The 24,518-nt window shown below is 71.9% G+C and carries 13 protein-coding genes; 5 read left to right on the top strand and 8 right to left on the bottom strand.

Going from position 1 to position 24,518, the window contains the following annotated elements; translation table 11 throughout:
* Positions 1–526: 526 nt before the first annotated feature.
* The 3 genes from prfB to ACFWSK_RS28405 form a co-directional block, all read right to left on the bottom strand.
* Complete coding sequence (gene prfB / locus ACFWSK_RS28415; RefSeq protein ID WP_383792021.1) at positions 527–1,633, bottom strand: peptide chain release factor 2; 1,107 nt, start codon at positions 1,631–1,633, stop codon at positions 527–529.
* A 37-nt stretch (positions 1,634–1,670) separates the two neighbouring features.
* Complete coding sequence (locus tag ACFWSK_RS28410; protein WP_383792018.1) at positions 1,671–2,942, bottom strand: serine/threonine-protein kinase; 1,272 nt, start codon at positions 2,940–2,942, stop codon at positions 1,671–1,673.
* Between the two features lie 154 nt (positions 2,943–3,096).
* The gene (locus ACFWSK_RS28405) at positions 3,097–4,788 is read right to left on the bottom strand and encodes a serine/threonine-protein kinase (RefSeq protein WP_383792016.1); all 1,692 of its coding nucleotides are present in this window, start codon (positions 4,786–4,788) and stop codon (positions 3,097–3,099) included.
* A 474-nt stretch (positions 4,789–5,262) separates the two neighbouring features.
* Here ACFWSK_RS28405 and ACFWSK_RS28400 point away from each other — a divergent pair, with 474 nt between their 5' ends.
* The 5 genes from ACFWSK_RS28400 (at position 5,263) to ACFWSK_RS28380 (ending at position 15,000) form a co-directional block, all read left to right on the top strand.
* Positions 5,263–8,724 carry an FHA domain-containing protein gene (locus ACFWSK_RS28400; protein WP_383792035.1) on the top strand — a complete coding sequence of 1,154 codons (3,462 nt, stop codon included), beginning with the start codon at positions 5,263–5,265 and terminating at the stop codon, positions 8,722–8,724.
* Between the two features lie 230 nt (positions 8,725–8,954).
* Positions 8,955–10,319, top strand: a complete 1,365-nt coding sequence (locus ACFWSK_RS28395) for an ABC transporter substrate-binding protein (protein ID WP_383792013.1) — start codon at positions 8,955–8,957, stop codon at positions 10,317–10,319.
* Positions 10,320–10,323: 4 nt separating this feature from the next.
* On the top strand, positions 10,324–11,685 hold the full coding sequence (locus tag ACFWSK_RS28390) for a carbohydrate ABC transporter permease (protein ID WP_383792010.1): 1,362 nt from the start codon (positions 10,324–10,326) through the stop codon (positions 11,683–11,685).
* A gap of 11 nt (positions 11,686–11,696) precedes the next feature.
* Positions 11,697–12,560, top strand: a complete 864-nt coding sequence (locus tag ACFWSK_RS28385; RefSeq protein ID WP_383792032.1) for a carbohydrate ABC transporter permease — start codon at positions 11,697–11,699, stop codon at positions 12,558–12,560.
* Positions 12,561–12,729: 169 nt separating this feature from the next.
* Positions 12,730–15,000, top strand: coding sequence for a CDP-glycerol glycerophosphotransferase family protein (locus ACFWSK_RS28380; protein WP_383792007.1), 2,271 nt, complete (start codon positions 12,730–12,732; stop codon positions 14,998–15,000).
* A 57-nt stretch (positions 15,001–15,057) separates the two neighbouring features.
* On the opposite strand, the gene ACFWSK_RS28375 is transcribed toward ACFWSK_RS28380, so the two are convergent.
* From ACFWSK_RS28375 to ACFWSK_RS28355, 5 genes are all read right to left on the bottom strand, one after another.
* Positions 15,058–16,206, bottom strand: coding sequence for a glycosyltransferase (locus ACFWSK_RS28375; protein WP_383792004.1), 1,149 nt, complete (start codon positions 16,204–16,206; stop codon positions 15,058–15,060).
* Positions 16,203–19,079, bottom strand: coding sequence for a CDP-glycerol glycerophosphotransferase family protein (locus ACFWSK_RS28370; protein WP_383792002.1), 2,877 nt, complete (start codon positions 19,077–19,079; stop codon positions 16,203–16,205). Before ACFWSK_RS28370 ends, ACFWSK_RS28375 begins: the two co-directional genes overlap by 4 nt.
* Complete coding sequence (locus ACFWSK_RS28365; RefSeq protein ID WP_383792000.1) at positions 19,076–22,549, bottom strand: CDP-glycerol glycerophosphotransferase family protein; 3,474 nt, start codon at positions 22,547–22,549, stop codon at positions 19,076–19,078. Before ACFWSK_RS28365 ends, ACFWSK_RS28370 begins: the two co-directional genes overlap by 4 nt.
* A gap of 211 nt (positions 22,550–22,760) precedes the next feature.
* Positions 22,761–23,630 (bottom strand): TylF/MycF/NovP-related O-methyltransferase, encoded by an 870-nt coding sequence (locus ACFWSK_RS28360; RefSeq protein WP_383791997.1) that lies wholly within the window; start codon positions 23,628–23,630, stop codon positions 22,761–22,763.
* 49 nt (positions 23,631–23,679) lie between these two features.
* Positions 23,680–24,426, bottom strand: a complete 747-nt coding sequence (locus tag ACFWSK_RS28355; RefSeq protein ID WP_383791994.1) for a methyltransferase domain-containing protein — start codon at positions 24,424–24,426, stop codon at positions 23,680–23,682.
* Between the last annotated feature and the right edge of the window lie 92 nt (positions 24,427–24,518).

Raw genomic sequence — 24,518 nt, 5'->3', positions numbered from 1 at the left:
GGGCCGGCGTCGAGCTCGACACCGCTCTCGTCGGCCTCGGCCTTCACGCTGAGACCGGCGACGTCAACGCCGATACCGACGGCCTGCGCCGCACCGGCAGCGGTGAGCGAGGCGCCCGCGGCGATTACCGCACCTGCGGCTATCCGCGCGACGCGGACTCGCGTCTTCTTGGTCATCTGCTGCTACCCCCAGTAGCCGTTCTGAATATGGAGCAGCCATATGCGGGGCCACGGCCCTGCGGGGTTGCGCTCTCGGCAGGGCCACATCGTGCCGTGGCCATCCCGCCCGCCCCCGTCCGCACACCCGTCCCAGACATACGCATGCTGCTTGAGCACCCTGTCCAGAGTTAAGGATTACGTCAAGGCCGTTTCGTGTAATGCGCACCGTTATGAGGGTTCTTGACAGGCATTCGGAACCACGACTGTGACGCATTCACCACGCCGTCCCCCCAATTCCCGCTGCGCCGGAACGCGGAAGAGCCCGGGCGGCGGACGGCCGGCCGGGCTCAACTGCTCGGTGCGTGGGGCTACTTCTCGCTCTGCTTGCGCCAGCGGATACCGGCCTCGATGAAACCGTCGATCTCGCCGTTGAAGACCGCTTCGGGGTTGCCCATCTCGAACTCCGTACGCAGGTCCTTGACCATCTGGTACGGGTGCAGGACGTACGAACGCATCTGGTTGCCCCAGGAGTTTCCGCCGTCGCCCTTGAGCGCGTTCATCTTCGCCTGCTCCTCCTGGCGGCGGCGCTCGAGGAGCTTCGCCTGGAGGACGTTCATCGCGGACGCCTTGTTCTGGATCTGCGAGCGCTCGTTCTGACAGGAGACGACGATGCCGGTCGCCAGGTGGGTCAGACGCACCGCGGAGTCCGTGGTGTTGACGCCCTGGCCTCCAGGGCCCGAGGAGCGGTACACGTCGACGCGCAGCTCGGACTCGTCGATCTCGATGTGGTCGGTCTGCTCGACCACCGGCAGCACCTCGACGCCCGCGAAGGACGTCTGGCGGCGGCCCTGGTTGTCGAAGGGCGAGATCCGGACGAGCCGATGGGTGCCCTGCTCGACGGAGAGCGTGCCGTAGGCGTACGGGACCTCGACCGCGAAGGTGGTCGACTTGATGCCGGCCTCTTCGGCGTACGCCGTCTCGTAGACCTCGGTCTTGTAGCCGTGCCGCTCGGCCCAGCGGATGTACATGCGCTGGAGCTTCTCGGCGAAGTCGGCGGCGTCGACGCCGCCCGCCTCGGCACGGATGGTGACCAGCGCCTCACGCGAGTCGTACTCGCCGGAGAGGAGGGTGCGGACCTCCATCTCGTCCAGTGCCTTCCGCACGGACTCCAGCTCGGTCTCGGCCTCGCCGAGCGCGTCCGCGTCGCCCTCGTCCTCGGCGAGCTCGAACATGATGCCGAGATCGTCGATACGGCCACGCAGGGCCTCGGTCTTGCGGACCTCGGCCTGGAGGTGCGAAAGCTTGCTCGTGATCTTCTGTGCGGCCTCCGGGTCGTCCCAGAGGGACGGCGCCGCAGCCTGCTCCTCGAGCACGGCGATGTCCGCCCTCAACGCATCCAGGTCCAGGACGGCCTCGATCGACCCCATGGTGGAGGAGAGGGACTTCAGCTCTTCGGAAATATCGACGACTGCCACGGGTCCAGCGTAACGGCTGGCGGAGTGAAGCTGTCCCTCACCCGGAACCCGGCCTCGGTTCGGGCTCGCCCCAGGGCGAGGTGGGCGCCGAGTTCCTGGTGTCCTGGGGGGGTGCGTCCGAGTTGTCGTCGGCGGTCGCCATCCAGCTGCCGACGGCCACCGCCGCACCGATGACGAGCGCCGCCACACCCAGGGTGAGTCGTCGCTTACGGACCGCGGCCGACTTGTTGCGGGCGGAGCCGGGGCGCGGACGGCCCGGGGCGCGGGGGGCGCGTGCCGTGCCGAGCGGGCCTCCGGCCAGTTCGTCGGGGGCCGGGACGCGCATGCTCGTGTGGGTGTCGCGGTTGGAGTCCGGGGAGGAGCCGGGTACGAGGGGGACGGCGCCGCGGCGGCGGGGCTGCTCGGCGGCCGGGGTGTACTGCTGCTCGTCGTAGGTCCGCGGTTCCGGTTCGTTGTCCGGCTCGTCCACGTCCAGCGGCGGTATGCCGCCCAGCAGCGGAAGCAGCTCGCGCAGTCTGGCCGCGAGCTCGGAGGCGCGCAGCCGGGAGGCCGGTGCCTTGGCCAGGCACTGGACGAGGAGCTGCCAGAGCTCCTCGGGGATGCCCGGGAGGGGGACGACCGTCTCCGTGACGTGGCGGCGCAGGACGGCCCCGGGGTGGCCGCCGCCGAAGGGGGTGAATCCCGCCAGCAGCTCGTACAGCACGGTCGCGAGGGCATAGATGTCGACGGCGGCGCGCGGCGGGAGGCCCTCGACGATCTCGGGGGCCAGGTAGTCCGGCGTACCGATGATCTTGGTGGCTTTGGTGCGGCGCGGGGTGTCGATCAGCTTGGCGACGCCGAAGTCGGTGAGCAGGGCCGGGTGCGAGCCGCCGGGGCCGAGCGGGCCCTCCATGTCGAGCAGGATGTTCTCCGGCTTGACGTCGCGGTGGACCACTCCTGCGGCGTGTGCGGCGGCCAGGCCGTCGGCGACGTCCGCGATGATCGCGGCCGCGGCCTCGGGGGCGAGCCTGCGCTCGCGGTCGAGACGGGTGCGCAGATCGGTCCCGCGTACGAGGTCCATGACGAGCGCCAGGTCGGTGCCGTCCACCACGAGGTCGCGGACGGCGACGACGTGCGGATGGTCGAGCCCGAGCAGGGCGGTGCGCTCCTGGACGAAGCGGCCCACGAGTTCCTGGTCGGACGCGAGGTCCTCACGCAGCAGCTTGATGGCGACGGGGCCTTCCGGCCCCTCGCCGAGCCACACCGTGCCGGCGCTGCCGCGCCCCAGAATCTGGTGGGCGGTGTACCGGCTGCCGATATTCCGTGCCAAGACTGCTCCCTCAGCGGCTGGCGTTGGACCCCCGGTCGACAAAGTTACGCGGCGATCGGGGTGTTGCGTGCCCAGGATGGTGCCAACCTCGACTTCTGCGGGCGAAATCGGCCCGCAGAAGTCGACAAAGCTACAGAATCGCCGTTCTCCGGCGTCAGTTGCCGCCGTTCTCGACGCTGTCGGCGGCGTTGCCCAGCTCCGAGACCCAGTCCGTCACGGTGGTGATCGCGTCGCCGATCGCCTCCCAGTAGCCCTTGCCCTGGGCCACCCAGTCCTGGAGCGGTGTGAGTTCCCAGATCAGCCAGCTCGCGACGACCAGCAGCACCACGGTGAACAGGCAGCCCTTCAGGCAGCCGAGTCCCGGGATCCGCATCGGGTTGGAGCTGCGCTGCCTCGGCTGGCGGGGAGCCGGCGGCTGGGGCGGCGGCTGCTGCGGGGGCGCGTACTGCTGACGCTGCTGCGGCTGTTGCTGCGGCTGCTGGTAGCGCTGGGGCTGCTGCTGCGGCGGGTACTGCTGTCGCTGCGGGGGCTGCTGCCGCTGTTGCCGCTGTTGGCGCTGCTGCGGCTGCTGGGGCGGCGGCTGCTGGCGCTGCGGGCGGCGGCGCAGCGGGTCGTCGTTCGGGTCGAGGTACTGGACCTGCGTCTGCTCGTTGCGGTCACGCGCCGCCTGGAGCTGCGACTGCCAGGGGTGCGGGCCGTCGGGCTCCGGGGGGCCGTCGGGACGGGGCGGTACGGGCGGCATGACGGAGGTCGGATCGGCGCCGCCCGCTCCCTGGCCGTATCCCTGTCCCTGTCCATGGTGCGGGCCGGGGTTCTGGCGCATGACGCTGGTCGCGGCGGCGGGGTCGTACGCGTTCGGGTCGTACGAGCCCGCGTTGCTCGGCAGTACCTGCGTGGCGTCGGCCGCGCCCAAGGTCTCCGGGACCGCTGCGGGCGCCGGGTCGGGGGCGAGCAGGGCGCCCACGCCGTCGGCCGCCGCGATCTGGGCGGAGTTGGCGTGCACGCCGATGCCCGCGGCGACGGTACGCAGCGCGATGGCCAGGTTCTCGGCGCTGGGCCGCTGGTCGGGGTCCTTGCGCAGGCAGCGCTCTATGACCGTCCACAGCGGTGCGGGGACCGTGGTGGGGCGGCGCGGCTCCTCGCTGAGGTGCCGGTGCAGGACCTCGAGCGCGGTGCCGCCGGCGAACGGCGGGCGGCCGGTGACCAGCTCGTACAGCAGGATGCCCGCGCCGTAGATGTCGACGGCGGAGGTCTGCGGGCGGCCCTCGGCGGACTCCGGCGCCACATAGGCGGGCGTCCCGACGAACTCGTGCGTCCGGGTCAGGCCCGGGGAGTCGGCGAGCCGCGCGATGCCGAAGTCCGTCAGCATCGGGTGCATCCGGCCGTCGCGCTCGTCGAGCAGCACGTTGGCCGGCTTGAGGTCGCGGTGTACGACGCCGTCGGCGTGACTGGCGGCCAGCGCGTCCGCGATCTGAGCGGTGAGGAGCGCCGCGGCGACCGGCGTGAGCGGGCCGTTCTCGCGGAGATAGCGGTGCAGGTCCGGGCCGTCGATCAGGTCCATGACGAGGGCGAGGAGATCCCCCTCGACGACCAGGTCCCGGGTGCGCACGATGTTCTCGTGGGTCAGCCGGAGCAGCACGGATCGCTCGCGCAGGAACCGCATCACGACGTCCGCGTCGTTGGCGAGCTCCTCCTTGAGGACCTTGATCGCGACGGTCTCGCCGGGCTGGCCCGCGACGGCCGCCTCGGCACCCGCGGTCTCCCGCTGGCGGGCTCGCCAGACGGTGCCGGTGGCGCCGCGTCCGAGCGGCTCCTCCAGGAGGTACTTGCTGCCTACAGGCCGCACGTCATGCGCTCCCTGCTGATCGTGGTGCTTGCCGTCCGCCGGGCCTGCCCGGATGTTCCGGCCCACTCTAATGCCGCTGAACGGGCTGCCGGCCGGTCGTCGTGCGGTCGTGTTCCTGCCGTGTCCTGTGTGTCCTGGAGTGTGTAGGGGTGAAGACGCGGCCCATGCGCGAATGGTTGTCGAACGGGCGCACGGAACGGCTTCCCGGAGTGCGGCGGGCGCCTCGCGCGGCGCTTCGAGAGCGACCAAGCAGGCACTTTTAGGTCCACAGCCGACCTTTCAAGATCACTTAATGCTGGCCCCCGGGCGTGTTGTCAGTGGCAGGTGACAGGATGCCTCCAGCACGGAACTGTGGGGTCGGGAGCCTCGCGGTACGTGACGACCTGTACCGGACGACGCGTCCGTGCCGGGTGGGGGGAATCACAGGTCATCATCCCCTGCCGGGCGCCCGCGCAGAAGGGACCGCTGACGGCGATGCAGATCCGGCTGACCGTCCTCGCGCCGCGCAGCGGCCAGACCCCGACCCCGGCGCGCGCCTGCGATGTGCTCGTCACCGCGCCCGCGGGCACCGCACTCGCCGCCGTCGCCTCCGGCCTGGCCGCGGCCGTCTCGGGTCCCGACAGCTCCATGGGCGGCGGCGCGGTGGTGCTGTTCGCCGGACGTGAGCGGCTCGACGCGCAGCGCATCGCGCTGGGTGAGCCCCCTCTGGTGGACGGCGCGGTGCTCTCGCTCCAGGTGCCCGGCGAGGACGAGGCGGCGGACGACGCCGTCCCCGCGCAGCTGCATGTGATCGCCGGACCCGACGCGGGCGGGGTGCACCTGCTGCACGGCGGGCAGATCCGGATCGGCCGTTCCGCCGACGCGGACGTCCCGCTCGACGACCCGGACGTGTCCCGGCTGCACTGCGCGGTGACCGTCTCCGAGGACGGCCGGGTCTCGGTGACCGACCTGGGCTCCACCAACGGCACATCCCTGGACGGTACGGACGTCCACGACCGGCCCGTCCGGCTGAACCCCGGCGCACTGCTGCGGCTCGGCGAATCGAGGCTCCGGCTCACCTCGGGCACCCGTACGCCCGTGTTGCCGACCGCCCCGGACGGCGAGGGCCACCTCCGGGTGAACCGGGCGTCCGTCACCCATGCCCCGCATCGGGCGGAGCACGGGGAAGCGGCGTACGACGACGGCCACGGGTACGGGGACGGCTCGGCGCACGGGTGGGACGAGGCCCCTTCCCCGGGCGGCCCGGGTCCGGCCGGACACGACGACCACCCGGGCCACGAGCGGTACGGAACCGCCGGGGCGCACTCCTCCGTCACCCATGGGCACGGCACCCGTCACCTCACCGGCGAGACGCCCCGGCGCGGCGGCATAGGCGCCTGGGCCAGGCGGCTCGCGGGCGGCAGGGCCGAGGCGGCCAACGACACGGCGGGGCAGGCCGACGAGGCACGCCCCATCCCTTCCTCTTCTTCTTCCCCTTCTTCCTCGCTGCCTCCGCGTTCCACCGCCCCGGAGGGCACTTGGCCCGACCCGGCGGCTGTGCTGCTGACCGCTCTCGGGCCCGGCCCGCGCCTGTGGGAGCGCGACACCGCGCATCCCGAGGCGCTGGTCGTGCGGCTGGGGACGACCGACCGGGCCGAGCTGCCTGCCGTTCCGGTGACCGTGGGTTTGCGGGAGGCCGGTTCGCTCGGCCTCGCGGGGCCGAGGTCCCGGCTGGCCGGACTGGCCCGGTCGACGGTGGCGCAGCTCGCCGCGCTGCACTCCCCGTTCGACCTGGAGATCGTGCTGATCAGCACGGACCGCGCGCGCAGCACGGACGAGCGCCGGCGGGAGTGGGCGTGGCTCGGCTGGCTGCCGCACCTGCGGCCGATGCACGGGCAGGACTGCCGGCTGCTCCTCGCCTACGACCGGGAGCAGGCCACGGCCCGTACGGCGGAGCTGGTGCGCCGGCTGGACGAGGGGCAGCTCGGTCCCGGCTGGGCGAGCGTCGACCGGTCCGCGGTCACCGAGGCCGCCCGGCTGCACACGGGGCCGTACACCGTGGTGATCGTCGACGGCGACCCCGGTTCCTCGGCGCTGCGCGAGACCACGGCCCGGCTGGCCGGTGCGGGGGCGGCTGCCGGTATCCATCTGATCTGCCTGGCCGAGACGCCTGCCTCGTCGCCGACGTCGCCGGTCGCGGCGACGTACGACGCCGCGTGCCGGGCCTCGATCGCGTTCCGGGAGTGCGGGGCCGTCGCGATGCTGAGCGGCGACGTGGCGACCGCGCTGCGCGTGCTGCGTACGGCGGGCGGGCAGACGGCAGGTCACGGCACGGTGGCGGCCGTGGACGCGGTGTCGGTGGCCTGGGCCGAGCGGTTCGGACGGGCGCTGGCACCTCTGCGCGAGGAGGGCTCCGTTGCCCTGCCGGGCCGCCCGATGGCCGCGGCGCTTCCGCCGTCCGCCCGGCTGCTGGACGAGCTGGGGCTGGCGAGGGCCACCCCGGCGTCGTTGATGGCGCGCTGGGCCTCCACGGCGGAGGAGCAGCCGGGCGCGACGCGCCCCGCCGCCCCGCCCGGCCCTTCGGCGTCGGAGCTGGACACCCCGGGCTCGGGCCGCACCGTCAGCACGGCCGCCCGGGTCGGCCCGCAGCGCACGTCCCCGGACGGGGACACCTCCGGCTCGGGCCGTACGCCGTACCCGGGCACGGACCGCACCGGCTCGGAACGCACGCCGTATCCACGCACCGACTCCGAGCGAACCCCTTACCCGGGCTCCGAAAGCACCGGCTCGGGCCGTACGCCTTACCCGGGCTCCCGCGACTCGGGCCGCACCCCCCACCCCCGCACCGCCGCGCAGCCGCAGCAGCGCGACGCGGGGGCGGGCGGGGACTCCGGTGGCAGGGGCTCGGGCGGGCCGGGCGTGTACGCCGGGCGGCCCGTGGTCGTGCTCGGGGCCGGACCCCGGGGGGCCCTCAGCGTCGATCTGGCCGACGAAGGGCCGCACCTGCTGATCGAGGGACCCGCGGGCAGCGGGCGCACCGAGCTGCTGCGCGCCGTCGCCGCCTCGCTGGCCGCCGCGGCCCGGCCCGACCGGCTCGGCATCCTGCTCATCGACGGCGCAGGCAGCGAGCGCGGCGAGGGCCTGCGGCCCTGCACGGAGCTCCCGCACGTCTTCACCCACCTGGTGGCCTCCGATCCCGTGCGGATGCGGGAGTTCGCCCAGGCCCTCGGCGGTGAGCTCAAGCGCCGGGCGGAGCTGCTCGGCCCGCTGGACTTCGCCGAGTGGCACGCACGGCACGAGGTGGGGCAGCGGACCGTGGGCCGGCGTCCGCCGAGCGCCGCCGAACAGCGCGGCGACCTGGACTCGTCGGCCGCCGGCACCCTGCGGCTGAGGCCCTCCGCGCGGACCGCGGACCCCGGCCCCTCCCCGCTGCCCCGGCTCGTCGTCCTGGCGGACGACTTCGACGCCCTGGTCGCCCCCGCACTCGGCAGCCCCGGCCGCCCGGCCGCCGGTTCCGTCGTACGCGCCCTGGAGGCCGTCGCCAGGGACGGCGGACGGCTCGGCGTCCACCTGGTCGCCACGTCCGCACGCCCGGACCGCACGGAGGACACCGAGCTGGCCCGAGGGGCCCGGCTGCGGATCATCCTGGACGCACCGGCCGTTCCGCCGTCCCCGGACGAACCCGCGCCGGGCCGGGGACGGTTGGGGCATCCGGACGGTCGGGTCACACCGTTCCAGGGAGGCCGGGTCACCGGCCGCATTCCCCGTACGGCGACGCTGCGCCCCACCGTCGTCCCGCTGGAGTGGGAGCGGATGGGCGATCCGCCCACCCGTCGGCCCGTGCGCGAGCTGGGCAACGGACCGACGGACCTCGCGCTGCTGGCCAGCGCCCTGGAGCGGGCGGCCCGTTCGGTGAACGCGGAAAGACTGCCCCCGCTCCTCCCCTTCCCCTCCTGACTCCATGATCCGAACCGGCCACCCGGTTCACTGAGGCGACGTCACGAGCCGATCACGATCAGCCGGTTGGGCCCGATCACGGTATTGCGGCGCCCGTGCCCCGGGCGTAGGACTGTGGGCACGGACGACGTGTACGCAATGAACGCACGACATGTGCACGGAGCGGCCGGGCAGGCCCAACGGCTTGGCCAACGCTCCGCGCACATGCGCGCAGGAGAGACGGGGCAGGAATGCGCACAACCCTTCGCATGCGTAGGGCCGCACTGGTATGCACCGCGGTCGGGGCACTGGCCCTCACCGGCTGCGGTGGTGACAGCGACGGCAAGGACAAGCCGGGCAAGGGCTCCGCCAAGGAAACCACCAGCCCGTCGAGCGTCGTACTACCGAAACTGGACGGCGAGAAGATCTCGGTCGCCGCGGTCTGGACCGGGCCCGAGCAGGCCAACTTCACCAAGGTGCTCGACGAGTTCGAGAAGCGCACGGGAGCGTCGGTCACCTTCGTCCCGGCGCAGGACCCGATCGTCAACTTCCTCGGTACCAAGGTGGCGGGGGGCCAGCCGCCGGACGTCGCGATGATTCCGCAGGTCGGCGCGATCCAGCAGGCCGTGGAGAAGAAGTGGGCCAAGCCGGTGGGACCCGAGGCGAAGGCCCAGCTGAGCAAGAACTACGCGAAGGTCTGGCAGGACCTCGGAGCGGTGGACGGCACCCAGTACGGGGTGTACTTCAAGGCCGCGAACAAGTCCCTGATCTGGTACAACGCCCAGGCGTTCGAGAACGCGGGCGCGAGTGAGCCGAAGACCTGGAAGGACTTCCTGGCCACGGCCGAGACGATCTCCGCGTCCGGTGTCACCCCGGTCTCGGTCGCCGGCGCGGACGGCTGGACCCTCACCGACTGGTTCGAGAACATCTACCTCTCCCAGGCCGGGCCGGAGAAGTACGACCAGCTGGCGCAGCACGAGATCAAGTGGACGGACCCGTCCGTGAAGGACGCGCTCACCACGCTCGCCGAGCTCTTCGGCAAGACCAGCCTGATCGCGGGCGGCGCGGACGGCGCGCTCCAGACGGAGTTCCCGACGTCCGTCACGCAGACGTTCACCGGCGGCGACCAGCCCAAGGGCGCCATGGTCTTCGAGGGCGACTTCGTCTCCATCAACATCGCGCAGACCAAGGCGAAGATCGGTACGGACGCCAAGGTGTTCCCGTTCCCCGCGGTCGGCGCCGACTCCCCCGTGGTGACGGGCGGCGACGCGGCGGTGGCGCTCAAGGACAGCAAGGGCGCCCAGGCGCTGCTGACCTGGCTCGCCTCCACCGACGCGGCGAAGATCTGGGCCGAGGCGGGCGGGTTCATCTCGCCGAACAAGGGCCTGGACGCCGCCGCGTATCCGAACGACGTACAGCGCAAGATGGCCGAGGCCCTGGTCGCGGCCGGAGACGACGTCCGGTTCGACATGTCCGACCAGGCACCGCAGTCGTTCGGCGGTACCCCGGGGAAGGGCGAGTGGAAGACGCTCCAGGACTTCCTGAAGAACCCGAAGGACATCGCGGGGACTCAAGCCAAGCTGGAGTCCGACGCGGCCAAGGCGTACAAGAGCTGACGGGATGACGACAGCGGCCAAGGGGGGCACCGCCGCGGTGCCCCCCGCCGACCAGAGTCCACGTCGCCGTCCGACCAGGAGCGTGACCGGTACCAGGAAGCTCCTCGCGGCGGTGTTCCTGCTGCCCGCGCTGGTGCTTCTCGGCGCGCTCGTGGTCTATCCCATCGTCTATTCCGTCTACCGGTCCTTCTTCGACCAGGCGGGTACGGGCTTCGCCGGGATCGACAACTACAAGGCCCTGTTCACCGACGCCACCATCCGGACCGCGGTCAAGAACAACGCGGTCTGGGTCGTGTTCGCACCGACGATCTCCACCGCCCTCGGGCTGATCTTCGCGGTCCTGACCGAGCGCATCCGCTGGGGTACGGCGTTCAAGCTGATCGTCTTCATGCCGATGGCGATCTCGATGCTCGCCGCGGGCATCATCTTCCGGCTGGTGTACGACCAGGCCCCGGAGCGCGGGGTCGCCAACGCCGTATGGGTGGGGGTGCACGACACGTTCGCCGAGTCGTCGGGCTACCCCAAGGCGCATCCGCTGCCCGTCCATCCGCTGAAGGCGGGCGGCGGCGGCTCGTTCGTCACGAAGCAGCCGGTGACGGCCGGTGAGCCGGTCCTGATCCCGCTGGTCGGCGTGGCCCCGGCGAAGATGCCGGGCGACGCCGCACCGGCGAAGGCGGCCGGCGGCGGGGACGGGAAGATCACCGGCACAGCCTGGCTGGACTTCACGAAGGGCGGCGGCGGCACACCCAACACCGTCGATCCCAAGGAGCTCGGCCTCAAGGGCCTCAAGGTCGAGGCGGTCAGGGACGGCAAGGTCATCGCGTCGGCGACGGCGGGCGCGGACGGTACGTTCACCCTGCCCGCCTCGGCCGACGGCGCCCAGGTCCGGCTCCCGGCGTCCAACTTCTCGGAGCCGTACAACGGCGTCGACTGGCTCGGGCCGTCCCTGGTGACGCCCGGGATCATCGGCAGCTACGTCTGGATGTGGGCGGGCTTCGCGATGGTGCTGATCGCGGCGGGCCTGGCCGGTCTGCCGCGTGAACTCCTGGAGGCGGCCCGGGTGGACGGTGCCAACGAGTGGCAGGTGTTCCGCCGGATCACGGTGCCGCTGCTGGCACCGGTCCTCGCGGTGGTGCTGGTCACCCTGATGATCAATGTCCTGAAGATCTTCGACCTGGTGTTCATCATCGCGCCGGGGTCCTCGCAGGACGACGCGAACGTACTGGCGCTCCAGCTGTACCGGTCCTCGTTCGGTACGGACGCCGACCTGGGGATCGGCAGCGCCATCGCCGTCCTGCTGCTGCTGCTGGTGATCCCGGTGATGCTGTTCAACATCCGCCGGATACGGAAGGAGGGGCGCCGGTGACCACAGTGCCAATGGTGAAGGCCAAGCAGTCCCTCGGCGCACGGATCGCCGCCCGTGCCGGTGGCGGGGTGATGCGGGTCTTCCTGATCCTGGTGGGCCTGTTCTGGCTGATGCCGACGATCGGGCTGCTGCTCTCCTCGCTGCGGAGCGCCGACGACATCGCGGCGACCGGCTGGTGGAAGATCTTCACCGCTCCCTCCGAGCTCACCTTCGACAACTACCAGCGACTGCTGGACAATTCGGTCATCACCGATTCCCTGTTCAGTACGGTGATGATCACCGTCCCGACCACGTTCCTGGTCGTGGTGATCGGTTCGCTCGCCGGGTACGCCTTCGCCTGGATGGAGTTCCCCGGCCGCGACTGGTGGTTCCTGATCGTCGTCGGGCTGCTGGTCGTGCCCGTACAGGTCGCCCTGATCCCGGTCTCCGAGCTCTTCGGCACCATCGGGATCTTCGAGACGACCTTCGGCGTGATCATGTTCCACACGGCCTTCGGTCTGCCGTTCGCGATCTTCCTGTTGCGGAACTTCTTCGCGGAGATCCCGCGCGAACTGCTGGAGGCAGCACGGCTCGACGGTGCGGGCGAGATCAGGCTCTTCACCCGGGTGGTGATGCCGCTGGGCGGACCCGCGATCGCCTCCCTCGGCATCTTCCAGTTCCTCTGGGTGTGGAACGACATGCTCGTGGCGCTGATCTTCGCCGACTCCGAGTCCCCGCCGATCACCGTGGCGCTCCAGCAGCAGGTGCGCCAGTTCGGCAACAACATCGATGTGCTCGCGCCCGGCGCGTTCGTCTCGATGGTGATTCCGCTGGCCGTGTTCTTCGCGTTCCAGCGGCAGTTCGTGTCCGGTGTGATGGCGGGCGCCGTCAAGTAACCACCCGGCACGGCGCCCTGCGGGGCGCGTCAACACGGAGCGGCCCCGTTACCCATAACCGGGCCGCTCCACCCCGTATGTCCCCCGAATGCCACGTCTGGCGTAACCCTGTCACTCCTTCGGCCGTTTGCGGGCCACCTGCCGCCCGCGACCGACCCATGGATGTGTTGTGCCCCGGTTCAGTGTCATCGTGCCCGCGTACCGGGTCCAGGCGTATCTGCACGAGTGCCTGGACTCGGTGTCGGGCCAGTCCTTCAAGGACTTCGAAATCATCGTGGTCGACGACGGTTCACCGGACGCCTGCGGCGCCATCGCCGACGAGTACGCCGGCCGCGACCACCGGTTCGACGTCGTCCATCTGCCGAAGAACACCGGCCTCGGCCCCGCGCGCAACGCCGGTATCGCCAGGGCGAGCGGGGACTACCTGATCTTCCTCGACGGGGACGACACCCTCCTGCCGGACGCGCTCCAGACCATCGCCGACCGGATCGCGGCGACCGGCGGCCCCGACGTCCTCGTCTACGACTACACCCGGGTGTACTGGAACGGCGAGACCGTCCGCAACCAGCTCGCCCCGCACCTCGCCGAGACCGGTCCCCCCTCCTTCCGGCTCGCCGACCGGCCCGGGCTGCTCAAGGTCCTGATGGTCGTCTGGAACAAGGCGTACCGCCGTGAGTTCGTGGAGGCCGAGGGCTTCACCTTCCCGCCCGGCTACTACGAGGACACGCCCTGGACCTATCCGGTGCTGATGGCCGCCGGATCGATCGCGGTCCTGGACACCGTGTGCGTCGGCTACCGCCAGCGGCGGCGGGGCAACATCCTCTCCACCACCAGCCGCCGCCACTTCGACGTCTTCGACCAGTACGACCGGGTCTTCGCGTTCATCGACGCGCGCCCCGGACTCGCCGTCTGGCGGCCGGCGATGTTCCGGCGGATGCTCGACCACTTCTCGACGCTGTTCACCTCGCACGGCCGGCTCCCGCCGGGCACCCGCGCCGACTTCTTCCGCCGCGCCCGTGCCCACTGCGTCCGCTACCACACGCCCGGCGCCCGTGTCCCGCGCCGCGCGCGGCTGCGCCACGGGCTGTTCCGGCTGGGCGCCCACCGTACGTACCGTCTGCTGTGGGCCGCGCAGCAACTGCGCGGCGTGCTGCGCCTGCGCGCAGCGGCACTGCGCCACGTGGTGCGCGGGGCGCTCCTCCAGCTGCACTACCGCATCCAGCTGCGGCTGCCGGTCCGTCCGCACGACGCGGTGTTCGCCGCCTACTGGAACCGCGGCTACGCCTGCAATCCGGCGGCGATCGAGGCGAAGGCCCGCGAGCTGGTCCCGGGCCTGCGGACCTCCTGGATCTGCCGCCCCGAGCACGCGCACACCGTGCCCCCCGGCACGCGCCGGCTGCACCCGGGGACGTACCGCTACTGGACCGCGCTGGCCCGCTCCAAGTACCTCGTGAACAACGTGAACTTCGACCGGCGGCTGGTGAAGAGACGCGGTCAGGTGCTCGTGCAGACCCACCACGGGACACCGCTGAAGACGATGGGGACGGATCTGGTGGACCGCCCGGCGGCGGCCGGGTCCACGGACTTCGACCAGCTGCTGCGCAACATCGACAAATGGGACTTCTCCCTCTCCGCCAATCTGCACTCCACGCTCGTCTGGGAGCGGACCTACCCGTCCGGCTACACGACGCTGGAGTACGGCTATCCGCGCAACGACGTCTTCCACCGCACCAGCCCGCAGGAGGTGGCGCGGCTGCGCGAGACGCTCGCCATCGCGGAGGACTGCACCGCCATCCTGTACGCGCCGACGCACCGCGACTACCGGCGCTCCCAGCAGCACACCCTGGACCTGGAGCGGCTCGTCCAGGTCCTCGGCCCGCGGTTCGTCGTCCTGACCCGCTCCCACTACCTGTACAGCGCTCCGAAGGCCCCGGCCGGCCGGACCCCGCATCCCCGGATCATCGACGTCAGCGACCATCCGTCGCTCGAGGCTCTCTGCCTCGCCTCGGACGCGCTGATCACCGACTACTCGTCGCTGATGTTCGACTACGCCAACCTGGACCGTCCGCTCGTCATCCACCTGGACGACAGCCAGGCGTACGAGGCGGCCCGGGGGACCTACTTCGATCTGCAGACGTTTCCGCCGGGAGCCGTCGCGCGCAGCCAGGACGAACTGCTCGACATCTTCACCACGGACCACTGGCGGGGCTCCCGGTCCGCGCAGCTGCGGGCGGCGTTCAGGGCCCGCTTCTGTCCGTACGACGACGGGTACGCCGCCGAGCGGGTGGTGCGCCGGGTCTTCCTGGGCGAGACGGCCGGGCTGCCCCTGCCCGTCCCGCTCAAGGAGCGGCGGCCCGTGGGCACGCTGCCCCGGCAGGCGGCGGTGCGGGCGGCGACGAGCCCGCCGAGGGCTGCGGCATCCAGCCCGTCCGGCGACTGAGGCCGGAAGCAGAACATCGGGGCCGGACCGGTGAACGTCTGCGGCCCGGCCCCTTCCTCACCGCTCCAGAAAGGCGAAGAGCTCCTCCCAGCGCCGTACGATCTCCGCTTCGGAGAACCGCCGCACGTTCGTCCGTGCCCGCTCCCCCATCGCGTCCCGCATCCGGGGGTTGCCGGTCAGCCGCAGCAGACGGTCGGCCAGGGCACCGATGTCCCCGGCCGGGGCGAGCAGGCCGTCCTCGCCGTCGCGCACGATCTCCCGCACGCCCGGCGCGCAGTCGAAGGCGGCGCACGGCACCGCGCTCGCCATCGCCTCCATCAGCGCCAGCGGGAAGCCCTCGCCGCGTGAGGACTGGACGAAGACGGAGGCGTCCGCGAGGGCTCCCGGCACGTCGTCGGTCCGCCCCTTCCACTCGACCGAGCCGTCCAGGCCCAGCTCGGTGCACCGGCCCTTCAGTTCCGCCTCGTCCTCACCCGCCCCGTACACGCTGAGCCGCCAGTCCGGCCGCTGCGGGGCCACCAGCGCCCAGGTGTCCAGGAGCATGTCGATGCCCTTCTGGTCGCTGAGCCTGCCGATGCTCGCCACGCTCCTGCCGGTGCGCGGGGAGGGCACCTCGGGCAGGCCGGCCAGGGCGTTGGGCATGAACCCGACGTTGTTCATGCCGTCGCCCGCCCAGATGTCGGCGTCCTCCTCGGTGAGGACGAGCCAGCGGTCCAGGGCGCTGTAGTGGTGCTTGATCCAGCGGTAGCGGTGGCTCGCCCGGGAGTAGTCGTACGACTCGTGGCTCATCCCGATGACCCGGTGGCCGGAGGTGTCGGCCTCGCCGACCCATTCCATGGCCCACACCTGGGTGACGATGACGACCGCCCCGGGGCTCGCCGTCCGGAAGATCCCGGAGAGCCGCTGAACCGCGCGCCGCTTCTCCCCGACCCTGGCGGCCTCGCGGCGGCGGGCCGGGACCCGGAAGCGGTCCCGCAGGTTCTTCGGCGCCCAGGGGGTCGGCGGGTGCGCCGGGTACAGGGCCGTCACGGGGTAACCGGCGTCGTCGGGAAGCGCCATCTTCAGCTCGGACGCGTGGATGCCGACCACCTGCACCCGGTGTCCGCGCTGCTGGAACAGCCGGGCCGTCCGGTGCGTCCAGGCGGTGACTCCGCCGAGTTCGTCCGTGCTGTTGGAGACGATGAACACGTCTCGGCTGCGGCTCATCGGCCGGCCTCCCGGGCGGTACGTGAGAGGTGGCGGGCGAAGACGGTATCGACGACGGTACGGGCCGCGTCGCCCTTGTCGTAGCGGCCGAACTCCTCGGCGAACGCGGCTCGCGCCTCCTGGAACTCGGTGTCGGTGGCCTTCAGCCGGCCCATCACCGCGAACAGTTCGTCCTCCGTCTCCACCACCGGTCCCGGTGCCTTGTCCCGCAGGTCGAAGTAGCTGCCCCGGGTGGCGGCGTACGCGTCGAGATCGGGCGCGAACAGGACGACGGGCCGGTCCAGCAGCGTGTAGTCGAACATGATCGACGAGTAGTCGGTGATCAACACGTCGGCGAGCGTGAGCAGTTCGGTGACGTCGTGGTGCGCCGAGACGTCCAGCACCGTCCCGGGCGGGCACACGGGCAGCCGTGCCGCCTCCAGGTAGTGGGCCCGCACCAGCAGCGTGTACTGGTCGCCGAAGCGCTCCGCGAAGCGCGCCACGTCCAGCGGGAGCCGTCGCCGCTTGCGCTTCCCTGGACCGCCGCGGAACGTCGGCGCGTACAGCACGACCTTCTTGTGGTCGGCGATGCCGAGGGTCTCGGCGAGCGCCGGGCGCGGCAGCCGCCCTTCGGCCTCGTCCCTGGCGCGCGCGGCCGACAGGGCGTCGTTGCGCGGGTAGCCGGTCGCCAGCAGCCGCTCCGGTGGGAGCCGGTAGGCGCGGGCGAGGGTGCGCACATCGTGCTCGGAGCGGACGAGGAAGTGGTCGAAGCGGTGCACGGCCTCCTGGAGGCGGTGGCGCTGCGGGGCGTTCTGCATGCGTACGCGCGTCTCGTCGAAGCCCATGCGCTTGTACGCCGAGCCGTGCCAGGTCTGGAGGTACGTGGTGCCGGGGCGCTTGCGCAGATTCTGCGGGAAGCCCTGGTTGTCGACCCAGTACTCGGCCCTGGCCAGGGCCCACAGATACCGCCACGACCAGCGCCGTACGAGCCGCGCGTCGGCGGGGAAGCCCTTGGGGGAGCTCTCGTACGACCAGACGCAGTGCAGTCGGAGACCCTGTCTGCGCACCTCTTCGTGGATGGCCCGGGGGCTGTCGCCGTAGCACTTGCCCATGTGGCTCTCGAAGACGACGGAGCCCTTGCGTACGGGCAGCCGGCAGAGCCAGGTGTTGTAGACGGGTGCCTTGAAGGCGCGCGAGCGCCATCGGTCGCGCCTCTTGCGCAGGGCCCGCGCCAGGAGTTGGGCCTTGCGGGCGGGACGGAAGTGGGTGGCGTAGTGGACCAGGCGGCGCAGGGCGCGGGCCGGCCGGTTGCGGGGGACGAGCCGCAGCGCCAGGTGGTCCTTGAGCGTGACGTAGGGCTCCCAGGTGTCCCCGGCGAGCCGTCCGAGCCGGGGCCGGGCGGTGAAACGGTCCACCCGGTCGAGCAGGTCGTGGGCGGCGAAGAGGTCGCTGACGGACCGCGTCCCGCCCGCCTCGACGAAAAGGCGGGCGTCCCACAGTGTGTCGCGTGCACCGAGGGGGCGCAGGACGCGGGTGAGGTCGGCGTGGGTGCGCCAGTGGATGCCGGTGGCCTCCCGGCGCAGTTCACCGACCGGGAAGCGGAAGGCGCGGGCGCCGTCCCGCACGCGGAACTCCAGCTCCGCGCTGAGCGGCAGCTCGGGGCCGGGGTCCGCATGGGCGGGCAGGACCAGGTGTCCTTCGAGGAGCAGCCGGCCCTCGTCCTTGGTGCACCTGGTGAGCCGGTTCATCAGGCGCAGCTCACCGAACGCGCGGTACTGGTGGCCGAGTTCGGTCACGTCGACGCCGGCGGGCGCTCCCTGGCCGGTGCCGGTGCCGGCGAGGGGCGTGCGGGCCGCGTCCGTGGTGGGCCAGCGGACCCGTCCGTCGTCGCCCGTGACGAGGGGGGCGGCCACCGCACCCGGCCGGTTCAGCGCGTACGCCGCCGCGAGTACGCCGTCCGCGTCGCCCTGGGCGAGCAGATGGACGGCGACCCGTTCGAGCGGCGGCAGGGTCTCCAGGACCGGCTCCGGGACGCTGTGGGCCAGGCCGTCCGCGGCCGAGGCGGTGATCCGGTCGCGGTCGGCGGCGGGCAGCCGGGGGAACGTCCGGACGAGCGGCACCAGCCGGTCGAGGGCGAAGGCACGTTCCCGCTGCTCGCGCAGTTCGTGGAGCCCTTGCGCGACCAGTGTGTTGCACACGCTCCGGTGGGCCCGGAGCAGTCCGGTGACGTCCTGCCCGCTCTCCACTCGTCCGGTCACGATCAGCCTGCGGACGAGCGCGATCCGGCCGACGGCGGCGGCGGCCAGGGGGCCGAACAGGATCTCGCTGCGGGTGAGGTCCTCCGCGTACCGCAGGCCGTGCCGTTCCAGAGCCTCACGGCTCAGGCAGAAGCCGGTCACCAGGGCGTCCCTGACCGTCAGTTCGGGTGCGTCGCCGAAGCGGCCGAGCGTCCGGGAGCGGGCGAACAGCTGATGCTGCCAGGAGGGTTCCCGTTCCTTCGTGCCCTCCCCGGTGAGCCGGCTCCAGCGGCCGGCCACCAGGTCCGCGCCGGTGCGTCCGGCGGCCTCCCAGAGGTTGCGGCAGGCGTGGAGCTGGAGGCGTTCGCCCTCGCCGAGCACGAGGACGTGCCGGCCGCGGGCGGCGTCGAGCCCGGCGTTGCGCAGGGCCCCGGTGGTGGTCGCCGTCCCGTCCGCGACGAGGAGGCGGACCCGCTCCGGGCGGCCGGCGGCGAGCTTGTCCGCCGCCGCCCGGGTGTCCGCGTCGCAGTCGGCGGCGAGGACGACGAGCGCCTCGGTGGCCCGAAGGCTCTGGCCGGTCACCGAGTCGACGGAGGCCCGCAGTGCCGCGGCCCCTCCCCCGCCGGTGACGACACAGCTGAAGTCCGGTGTGCTCATACCTGCTCCCCCTTGAGCATCAGATCCACGACCCGGACCGCAGCGGTTCCGTCGTCGAGGTCGCAGAACGACTCACGGAACCGGGCATAGGCGTCGCGATGGGTCTCGGTGACGGACGCGAGGTCCCGCAGGGCCTCCACCACGCCCGCCGATGTGGGGATCAGCGGGCCCGGTGCCTGCGAGGCGAAGTCGAAGCAGAAACCGCGCAGGGTGTCGCGGTAGTGCTCCAGGTCGTACGTGTGGAACAGCATCGGGCGGCCGGTCCCGGCGAAGTCGAACATCAGGGAGGAGTAGTCGGTGACCAGGACATCGCTGATCAGGATCAGTTCGGCGACGTCCGGGTAGCGCGACACGTCGCGGACGAACGCGCTCTGCGGGATGCTGCCGCCCACCAGGTAGTGGCGGCGTACGAGCAGGACGCTGTCCTCGCCGAGTTCCTTCTCGGCTTCGGCCAGGTCGAGCTGGAGGTCGAGCCCGTAGCGGCCGCCCTGTCTGGGCCGGTCCTCGCGCCAGGTGGGGGCGTAGAGGATCACGCGCTTGCCCTCGGGGATGCCGAGCCTCTCCCGTACGGCGTCGGCGACCTTCTCCCGGTCGGGGGCGTACAGCAGGTCGTTGCGCGGGTAGCCGCTTTCGACGACCGCACCGGTGTGTCCGAAGGCCCGCCGCATGACCGGGGTGGAGAAGGTGTTCGGTGAGACGAGGACGCTCCACTGGGCGGCCCGCTGCGGCATCGACGCCATGTAGGCGGCGTCCGCGGTCGGGGTGCCGGCCAGATCGCGGCCGATGCGCTTGAGCGGGGTGCCGTGCCAGGTCTGCACGACGAACTGGCCGTCGGCCCGCTCGAACCACTCGGGCAGGTGCGTGTTGGAGACGATCCAGCGGCTGCGGGCCAGTGCCTCGTGCCACTCGGCGCTGTGCAGGGCGACCGTCCGTACCCCGGCCGGGACGCGTACCTGCTCGTCGCGGATCACCCAGAGGTGTTCGAGCGTGCTGTCGCGGCGGGCCAGCTCCTCGTAAATCGCGCGCGGCGAATCGGAGAACTGCCGCCCGTCGAAGCTGCTGTACAGAACGGCCGGATGCAGCTGCCCGCCCCCGCCGCGCAGGGTGGCGTACCGCTCGCGCAGTCGGCGCTGCCCGTACGCGCCCCGCTCCGCTGCGGGCAGTGCGCTGCCCGACTCCAGGACGAGCCGGTCGTGGAAGCGCCGCTCCAGGGTGAAGGGCCGGCCGGCGCCGTGCTCCCGGCGGAGCGGCAGGCCGGCGTGCAGTGGAATCGCGGCCCGCAGCGGGAGGTAGGAGTCCGGGTCGGTTTCTCCGGGTTCGCGTAGGAAGAGGTACCAGCGGCCCTCGGAGAGCGGGAGGGTGCCGCCGAGCCCGTCGACGGCATCCGGGTCCAGCCCGGCCCGGAACCCGCCCGTCGCGCCGCCCGCCACGGTCTGTGCCGCGAAGGCGGTCTCCTCCTGGTGCCCGCTGTGGCGCAGGACGAGCTCGATGCCGCTGTCGTACGGGCCGGACAGGCTGCCTTCGAGTACGAGTTCCCCGGAGTCCGCCCAGGAGAGCCGTTCGACGACGGGCTGCACGCTCCGGTCGGTGAGGACCAGGTCGCCGGAGGGGTTGGCCGCCGCGTAGAGCTCGCGGCCACCGGCGAGCGGGTAGCGCGCGGAGCCGGTCTCCGGCCGGGCGGCCACCGTCAGCCGGCGCTTCCCGCCGACGAGTTGGACGCCCCACACCCCGTCGGACCCGCGGAAGGCGGTGAGCGGCACCTCGGCGACGACCGTGCCGGCCGCCGCGCCGTCCGGCCCGCTGAGTCCCAGGGGGAATTCCCGGGTCTCCTTGGTGCGCCATTCCTGGACGCGCAGGGCCGTCGGCTCGCTTCCGTCGAGGACCCGCGCCTCGATCCGGACGCCTTCCGCGGTCGCGGTGTGCGAGACGAGGACGGCGTCGATCCGGTCGGTGCGCAGCTCCAGCTTGTTGCCCGACAGGACAGGGACGATCCGGGTGCGCTCACCGGCGTACATGACGGCGGGCGCCGCCGGGTTGCCGAGGAGCCGCATCGGACCGCGGCGGGGGCGGCCGCCGCCGAGGACGACGGATTCCAGCTTCCAGGTCGTGCGGCCGCTCTTCCCCGCGCCCTTGGCGGCGAGCCTGCGGGGGTCGACGACGGCCTCGAAGCCGGACCGTTCGTAGCGGTGCAGCGTGCGTCCGGACCGGGCGGCCGCCTCGTCCGTACGGAAGGTGCGCAGGCGCAGCGGGAGGACGCGGCGCCCGGACCGCAGCCAGCCGGTGCCGGCCGAGCGTCCCGGTGCGTTGCGGACGTAGGCGTACCCCTTGAGGCGCAGCAGCCCATCACGCCAGACGGCCTCGGTGAGATGGGCGTGCACGGGGAGGTCGGTGCCGCTCAGGGCGGTGGCGCGGTGCGGCAGCGGTCCTTCGATGACGGGGTACTGCGCGCGGGGGCGGAGCGGGCCGCGGACGTGGAAGGTGTCGCGGTCGGACTTCTCGTACGCGAGGAGGGCGAGGAGTTCGGGCATCCGGCGTTCCCGGATGAGCTGCCACTTGACCCGCAGGTGCAGGGGAAGGGCGTCGACGACGGCCGGGTCGACGGTCGCGGCGAACGCGTTGGCGTGTTCGAGGAACGCCTCGTGGAAGGCGGCGTCGCCGTCCGGGAGCGCGTCGATGAACAGCCAGAGGTCGCCGGAGAGCGCGTGCCCGTCGTAGCGGCGCTTGGCCTCCGTCATGCCCCGCCCGGCGAGGAACGTACTGACGGTGGAGACGGCGGTGACCCGGTCGCGGATGCCCAGGGGCACCGCACGCCGCGTCGTGATCGAGCCGGCGCGGTCCCGCCAGTGGTACACGGGCTCCTCGACGACGTCGACGGACCGTGCCAGGAAGTGGGCGGGCAGTACGACGGCGATGTCCTCGTACAGGACGCCGACGGGGAACGCGAAGGCATGACGGTCCCAGAAGGATCTGCGGAAGACCTTGTTGCAGGCGATGCGGTCGCCGAGGAGCACCCAGTCCCGGGTGACGTGGGTGGCGGACCGCGGCTTCTCCATCGGCTTGCGGAACATCGGCGACTGTTCGAGTACGCCGTTGGCACGGAGGCGGAGCACGTTGCCGGTGACGAAGTCGGAGCCGGAACGGCTCAGTTCGGCGAGCATCCGCTCGTACGCCCCGGGGGGCACGATGTCGTCGCTGTCGACGAACGTCAGGAACTCCCCGTCCCGGTGGGCCTCCCGGACCCCGGCGTTGCGGGCGGCTCCGAGCCCGGCGTTCTCCTGGGTGATCAGCCGGAAGCGCGGGTCCCGCGCGGCGAACTCCCGGGCGACGCGCCCGCTTCCGTCCGTGGAGCCGTCGTCGACCATGACGACTTCGAGGTCGGGCATCGTCTGTCCGGCCAGCGAGTCCAGGCAGGCACCGAGGTACTCCTCGACGTTGTAAAGGGGGACGACGACGGTGAGGCGGGGTGCCATGCGCTGTGCACGATCCTTCCGGACGGACAACCTGGGGGTCTGGGACGGGGCCGGCGCATCGGGGCCGGACGTACCCCGGGGGCTAACAACCCCGGCCGGGCCCCGGTCACCCGACGACAGCCGTTCGGGTGACGCCCGGCGGCCGGGAGTCGATAAAACGACCGAGCCCCGTACCGGTGTGGCACGGGGCTGGCGGGGTTCCCGGCGGAGCTCAGGGCTTGACGGCGATGCGGCCCTCGTCCATGCGCAGCAGCAGCAGCCGCTCGCCGGTCTTCTCCAGGAACTCGTCGACGGCCTGCCGCGAGCCCTGCCAGTAGCCGTAGTCGTCGATCAGCAGCACACCGCCGCTCACCAGGCGCGAGTAGAGGTGTTCCAGCTCGTGCTTGGTGGAGGCGTACCAGTCGGTGTCCAGGCGGAGGATGGAGATCTGCTCCGGGGCGCGGTCCGGGACGGTGTCCTCGACCCTGCCCTGCACGTAGTGGACGCGCTCCTTCGGGTAGGGCACGCTCTCGAATCCGGCCTTCACGTCCTCCAGGGAGGCGACTGCCCAGATCGGCCGGTCCTTGCCCTGCGCGTCGAGCAGTTCCCGCGCCGACCTGCCGTCGCGGCGCAGGTCCTCCTCGGTGGGCGGGGTCATGCCCTCGTACGTGTCGAAGAGGTACAGGTCCCGCTCGGTCTCCCCCAGCGAGAGGAGCGTCTTCGCGCACGCCTGCATGGAGCCGCCGCGCCACACACCGCACTCGACGATGTCGCCGGGGATGTTGTGGCGGGCGATGTGGCGGGTCGCGAGGATGAAGGCGTTGAGCCGCTCCGGCGAGGTCATCGAGTACGGCTTGACCGCCCGGATGATGTCCTTCGCCTCGTCGTCGTAGTCCGCCGGGAACTGCGGACCGGCCTTGGCCTTCGGCTTCGGTGCGGGCGCCGCGGCGGCGGGGGCGGCGGCTGCCGGGGCCGCCGTGGCGGTGCGGGGAGCGGGCACGGACACGCGCCTGAGCTGGTACCCGGTGAGTTGCTGAAGGACGCCGTTGACGGCGTTGCGCCAAGCCATGCCCCGGGACAGTACGCGCGCATTGCGACTCATGTCATCTTTCGTCAACCTGTCATTGATTTGCCCCTGTTGGACCATGGAGTCAGGATCCGGTCTCGGCGGACGCGGGGACCTCGGCCGGGGCGGGTACGCCTGCCGGTGCGGGTACGTCGGCCGGGCGCCCGCACCGCTCGCGGCCGTCCAGCGGGCGCGGCAGCGGGACCGCCTCCACTCCGCCGACCCGGTTGGCCCACCACACGGTCAGCTCCCGCACCGCGAACATTGTCAGCCGGGGATAGCGCTGCGGCCTGCGGAAGACCCCCACGGAGTCGCCCCAGTAGGCGCCCTTGCCGATGCCCCGGTAGTCGTGCCAGATGCCCTTGCGGGGCGGGAAGTCGGTGTACGCCTCGCAGAGTTCCAGCCGTGAGTGGGCGGCCATCGCGCGGAAGCCGTCGGGGTAGTAGCGCCAGCAGTCCTGGGCGTCGTGCGCATGGCCGCGCGAGGGCGCGGTGATGAAGGCGTAGCCACCGGGCTTGAGAACGCGGGCGATCTCCAGCATCGACGCCCAGAAGAACGGGATGTGCTCGAACGCCTGCCCGGAGAGGACGACGTCGGCACTGCGGGACTTGGCCGGGATGCGGTACGGCCGCTTCATCACGGCGTCGACGTTGGGCCCGTCGAGGACGTCGACCCCGAAGTAGTCGATGTCGTGGCCCGCCAGCAGTCCCCTGTGGGTACGGGTCTGCTTGCCGGAGATCCGCGACCCGAGGTCGACGACGCGGTGCCTGCGCGTCCTGGGCAGATACTCCTCGATGCAGAGTTCCATCTGCTCATAGGCGGACTGGTGCATGAGGTTCTCCCAACATTGCCGTGTGCATGAGCTGTTGAGCACAACGACGGCGGGAAGCGGAGGGGTCGCACCGGGCGGGGCCGATCCGCCAT

The organism is Streptomyces sp. NPDC058620 (assembly GCF_042717135.1).
GTDB lineage: Bacteria > Actinomycetota > Actinomycetes > Streptomycetales > Streptomycetaceae > Streptomyces.
Note: the sequence above shows the minus strand (reverse complement) of the source record. Positions and strands in the feature narration are given on the sequence as shown.

Coding starts and splice junctions, on each gene's coding strand:
- ACFWSK_RS28385 (WP_383792032.1), top strand. CDS start 11,697: ATGGTGAAGGCCAAGCAGTCCCTCGGCGCACGGATCGCCGCCCGTGCC.
- ACFWSK_RS28395 (WP_383792013.1), top strand. CDS start 8,955: ATGCGCACAACCCTTCGCATGCGTAGGGCCGCACTGGTATGCACCGCG.
- ACFWSK_RS28400 (WP_383792035.1), top strand. CDS start 5,263: ATGCAGATCCGGCTGACCGTCCTCGCGCCGCGCAGCGGCCAGACCCCG.
- ACFWSK_RS28370 (WP_383792002.1), bottom strand. CDS start 19,079: ATGAGCACACCGGACTTCAGCTGTGTCGTCACCGGCGGGGGAGGGGCC.
- ACFWSK_RS28360 (WP_383791997.1), bottom strand. CDS start 23,630: ATGAGTCGCAATGCGCGCGTACTGTCCCGGGGCATGGCTTGGCGCAAC.
- ACFWSK_RS28355 (WP_383791994.1), bottom strand. CDS start 24,426: ATGCACCAGTCCGCCTATGAGCAGATGGAACTCTGCATCGAGGAGTAT.
- ACFWSK_RS28375 (WP_383792004.1), bottom strand. CDS start 16,206: ATGAGCCGCAGCCGAGACGTGTTCATCGTCTCCAACAGCACGGACGAA.
- ACFWSK_RS28390 (WP_383792010.1), top strand. CDS start 10,324: ATGACGACAGCGGCCAAGGGGGGCACCGCCGCGGTGCCCCCCGCCGAC.
- ACFWSK_RS28365 (WP_383792000.1), bottom strand. CDS start 22,549: ATGGCACCCCGCCTCACCGTCGTCGTCCCCCTTTACAACGTCGAGGAG.